This is a genomic window from Kitasatospora sp. NPDC057542 (assembly GCF_042801945.1).
In the GTDB taxonomy this organism is placed as follows: Bacteria; Actinomycetota; Actinomycetes; order Streptomycetales; family Streptomycetaceae; genus Kitasatospora.
In genome coordinates this window covers 1-4,386 of record NZ_JBHVFE010000613.1, presented here as the reverse complement: position 1 = coordinate 4,386, position 4,386 = coordinate 1, and the positions used below count along the sequence as shown (strand labels likewise).

The following is a 4,386-nucleotide window of genomic DNA, read 5'->3' as shown; positions in this document are numbered from 1 at the left end:
CGACCGGCGGGCGCCGATTTTGTGCTATCCCCCCGAAGGTACGACCATTCACTCCGTGTCCCGCACCACCCATCCGATCCCTGACCCCCAGGACGGCGCCGTGACCTCCGAGCCCGGCCCCAGGCCCCTCACCCGATCCGCGGGCAATCCGCTCTGGGCACAGCTGCGCGCCGACCTGCTGCGCCGGCTCGACGAGGGCGAGTTCCGCGACGTCTTCCCCGGCGAGCACGACCTCGTCGCCGAATACCAGGTCAGCCGGCACACGGTCCGCGAGGCCCTCCGGACGCTCCGTGAAGAAGGCCTCGTCACCGCACAGCGCGGCAAGGCCTCCAGGTTCACCGCGAGCCGCCCGCTGGAGCAGGACGTCGGCGAGGCGTACAGCCTGTTCCGCGCCGTCGAGGAGGTCGGCGCCGTCCAGCGCAGCATCGTGCGCGCGCTCGACCGGCGTGCCGACGGCGTCATCGCCGCCCGACTGGGACTGGAGGAGTCCACACCGCTCGTCTACCTCGAACGCATCCGCCTGGCCGACGAGGAACCACTCGCCGTCGACCGGATCTGGCTGCCCGCAGACGTGGCCCACCCGCTGCTGGACGTCGACTTCACCCACACCTCGCTCTACGACGAACTCGAACGCCACTGCGGCAGCCGCATCTGCGGCGGCTGGGAACGCATCCGCGCCGTCGTCCCCGGCCGGGGGGAGCGCATCCTGCTCGACTGCCCCGAGACCACCGCGCTGCTCGCGATCGACCGGCTCGGCCACGACACCGGCGGGCGCCTGATCGAATGGCGCCAGACGCTCGTCCGCGCGGACCGCTTCGCCGTCGCAGCCGCGTTCTCCGCACACGACTACCGGCTGGGCGCCTCGGTCCAGACGCCCTGACGGGAACACGCACCTCGGAGCCGTCCGCATCGGCCGGGCAAGCGGGGACCTTCGGCCTTGAACGGGGGTACCTCCCGGCCCCAGCGGACGCCGGGCCGAGGCGGTGGGATGAAGGCAACGCGGTACCGGCGGACACCGGGACCGCCCCTCCGCCACCGCCAGAAGGGCAGGACCATCATGAAGGCCGCCGTCGTCCACGACTTCACCGCACCGCTGGTCATCGAGGACCGCCCGCTACCGGAGCCGGGGCCGCACCAGGTCCGGGTCCGGATCGAGGCCTCCGGCCTCTGCCACACCGACATCCACGCGGCCCACGGCGACTGGCCGGTCCAGCCCAGCCCGCCGTTCGTCCCCGGGCACGAGGGCGTCGGCATCGTCGAGGCGGCCGGTGACCTGGTCCGGCACGTCCGGGTGGGCGAGCGGGTCGCCATCCCCTGGCTCGCGGACGCCTGCGGACGCTGCGACCAGTGCGTCTCGGGCTGGGAGACGCTCTGCCTCCGGCAGCACAACAGCGGCTACTCGGTGGACGGCGCCTACGCCCAGTACGCGCTCGCGCACGGCGACTACGTCGTCCCCGTCCCCGACGGCATCGACCCGATGGACGCCGCACCGCTGTCCTGCGCGGGCGTCACCACCTACAAGGCCCTCAAGGTCTCCGGCGCCCGCCCCGGCACCCGGGTCCTGATCTCCGGCATCGGCGGCCTGGGCCACCTCGCCCTCCAGTACGCCCGGATCTGCGGCGCCGAGACCATCGCCGTCGACGTCACCGACGACAAACTCGCCCTCGCCCGCGACCTCGGCGCCGACCACGTGATCGACGCCCGCACCCAGGACGTCGCCACCGAGGTCCAGGCCCTCGGCGGCGCCCACGCCGCGATCGCCCTCGCCGTCAGCAACACCTCCTTCCAGGCCGCCTACGGTGCGCTGCGACGCGGCGGCACCCTCGTCCTGGTCGCCCTCCCGGCCGGCGGCAAGCTCGAACTGCCCGTCTTCGAGACGGTGCTGAACGGCACCAAGGTGATCGGCTCGATCGTCGGCACCCGCGAGGACCTCGCCGAGGTCTTCCGCCTGCACGCCCTCGGCCGCACCCGGGTCATCCGCGAGACCCGCCGCCTGGAGGACGTGAACGCCTGCTTCGACGAGGTCCTGAGCGGCAAGGTCTCCGCCCGCCTGGTCTTCGACCTGCGCGGCTGAGGCCCGGCCCGCGATCCACGATCCGAGGGAAGAGGAAGGCAACGACATGAACGAGACGGCGGCAGAGCGGCGGATCGTGGTGGGCGTCGACGGATCGGCGTCCTCACGCGCCGCCCTGCGGTGGGCGGTACGGCAGGCCGCCCTGGTCGGCGCCACGGTCGAGGCGGTGATCACCTGGGAGTACCCGGCCATCTACGACTGGGGCGTGGCCGTGGTCGACGTGGAGGTCGCCGGGTACGCCGGCAAGGCGCTCGCCGAGGCCGTCGCGCAGGAGACGGGCCCGCAGTGCCCGGCCGAGGTGCGCGAGCGGGTGGAGTACGGCAACGCCGCCCAGGTCCTGTTGAAGGTCGCCGATGGTGCCGAACTACTGGTCCTCGGAAACCGCGGCCACGGGGGCTTCGCCGGGGCGCTGCTCGGCTCGGTCAGCCAGCACTGCGTCCAGCACGCCTCCTGCCCGGTCGTCGTCGTCCGGGACACCGGGCACGAGCACGCCGAGCACGCCGAGCACGCCGACGGGCCGGCCGCCGGCCGGTGACCCGGCCCCGGCCGGCCTTCTGCTGGGCCGGTCACGCAGTCGTCGATGCGGCTCGGCCCGAGGTACGGCCGCCGGTACCGGGCACGCACCGGCCCTCGTCGGGGACGGGGGCCGGTGGACTCGGGGCGGCTACGTGCAGTTCTCGTCGATCTTGTACTGGAGCGCCCTCGGGTAGTCGTGCCGGCTGAGCCGGACGCGGGCCAGGATCGGCGCGTGGTTGATGTCGTTGCCGGCATCGGCGATGTCCAGCAGGAGTGAGTCGAGCTCGGCGTGGGTGGTGAGCTCGTACCCGTGCATCCGGTCCTTGTCCGTGCCGAAGACCTCGGCCAGCTTCTCGTAGCGCCACGGGTGCAGCACGTTGTAGAAGTCGGCCCCGTCGGACGGCTTCTCCTTGTAGTAGCAGGGGCTGACCAGCATCTGCTCGATGCCGTAGAAGCCCTCGTTGTCCAGGACGAAGACCACCGGCCGCAGGTGGTGACGTACCTGGGTGGACAGCTCCTGGCAGATCTCCTGGAACGAGCCGTCCCCGACGAACACCAGCGGGCGCTTCATCGGCTGCTGTCGGCCCAGCGCCACGCCGGTGGCCGCGCCGACGGAGTAGCCGATGGACAGCCAGCTGTTCTGTGCCAGGAAGCCGGCCCGCTCGGTGATCCGCAGGTTCATCGAGCCGAGCAGCGCGAACGCCGCGTCCGAGACCACCGTGAACGGCGAGGCGGCCTGTGGGTCCCCGCCGGTGGCCTGGTGCTCCAGGAAGTGGTTGACGTGCTGGAAGAAGCTGTCGTAGGTCAGCTCCGGCGGGTACTGGTCGGTGCTCAGCGAGTCCAGGAAGGCGGCCGTGCTGGCCGGGACGTCCAGGCCCGCCGCGTGCGCCAGCGCGAAGTGGTCGGCCGGGAAGGTCTGTCCCGCCAGGGCTTTGTTCAACGCGGTGATGAACCGGCCGAGTTGCACTTCGGGGAAGTACGTGGCGCCGACGCTGACTCCTTCGCGTGCCGCCACGATCCAGTCGTCGCCGATGGACTGCTCGCCGCCGAGGTTCTTGGACGTGGACCAGGTTCCCAGGCCGATCCGGCACCCCGCGTTCTTGAAGGCCTTCCGGATCTCCGGCAGGCTCGCCTTGCCGTTGTAGACGCCGGCGAACAGCGGGTGCCGTTCGGACACCACGGACTTCGCGCCGACCGTGGTGCAGAACTGCATCCGGGTGGACTGCACGAACTCCAGCAGCTCGTTCTCCAGCCGCAGGCGGACCAGTTCCTCGCCGGCCCAGACGATCGGTGTGCCGAATTTCCTGATCAGCTCCACCGCTGCCGTGACGGCCTTCTCCAGCATGTCCTTGTTCCGTTTGGTGAACGGCCGCTCGTGAGCGCGGAGTTCACCCTTCGGAGGCTCGCAGGGCGCGTGCCAGAGGTCCTCCATGACCTCCAGGTAGACCGGCTTGCGCTCGGTCAGGCACGCGGTGATCGCGCTGTCGATCTGCGAGGGCGCGAGCCCCGGGTTGGAGAGCACCTGTGCGTCCACCGTGACCTGCCGGTAGACGTCCAGGTTGCTCTCCCGGCGCGGGCTCATGTGCGAGGTGAGCAGGCCGACCGCCTGGTAGTTGAGCCATTGCTCGTAGGACGGCGCCGCGTTGATCGCGATCAGCGGTACGTCCTCGACGTACGCGCCGCCGATGGTGTTGAGCAGGCTGAACGCGCCCACCCCGTACGTCACCGCAACGGCTCCGACGCCCTGTTCGAGCTTGTCCGGGTCGGCGTCGGCGGCCCGCACCCGGGCGTAGGCG

Annotated in this window: 4 protein-coding genes; 3 read left to right on the top strand and 1 reads right to left on the bottom strand. The window is 71.4% G+C overall.

The window, feature by feature from the left end; genetic code table 11:
• Positions 1 to 55 precede the first annotated feature (55 nt).
• The 3 genes from ACFU7Y_RS40785 to ACFU7Y_RS40775 all read left to right on the top strand — a co-directional run bounded on the left by ACFU7Y_RS40785 (position 56) and on the right by ACFU7Y_RS40775 (position 2,609).
• The gene (locus tag ACFU7Y_RS40785) at positions 56 to 880 is read left to right on the top strand and encodes a GntR family transcriptional regulator (RefSeq protein ID WP_380771446.1); all 825 of its coding nucleotides are present in this window, start codon (positions 56 to 58) and stop codon (positions 878 to 880) included.
• A gap of 177 nt (positions 881 to 1,057) precedes the next feature.
• Entirely contained in the window at positions 1,058 to 2,074 is a 1,017-nt protein-coding gene (gene adhP / locus ACFU7Y_RS40780) for an alcohol dehydrogenase AdhP (protein WP_224282610.1), read from the top strand.
• 46 nt (positions 2,075 to 2,120) lie between these two features.
• On the top strand, positions 2,121 to 2,609 hold the full coding sequence (locus tag ACFU7Y_RS40775; protein ID WP_380771444.1) for a universal stress protein: 489 nt from the start codon (positions 2,121 to 2,123) through the stop codon (positions 2,607 to 2,609).
• 129 nt (positions 2,610 to 2,738) lie between these two features.
• On the opposite strand, the gene ACFU7Y_RS40770 is transcribed toward ACFU7Y_RS40775, so the two are convergent.
• Positions 2,739 to 4,386, bottom strand: a 1,648-nt coding sequence (locus ACFU7Y_RS40770) for a thiamine pyrophosphate-dependent enzyme (RefSeq protein ID WP_380771442.1), incomplete at its 5' end; no start/stop codon positions are given.

What these genes read in the sequence shown, in the direction of transcription:
- ACFU7Y_RS40775 (WP_380771444.1), top strand. Translation starts at nt 2,121, where the DNA reads ATGAACGAGACGGCGGCAGAGCGGCGGATCGTGGTGGGCGTCGACGGA.
- adhP (WP_224282610.1), top strand. Translation starts at nt 1,058, where the DNA reads ATGAAGGCCGCCGTCGTCCACGACTTCACCGCACCGCTGGTCATCGAG.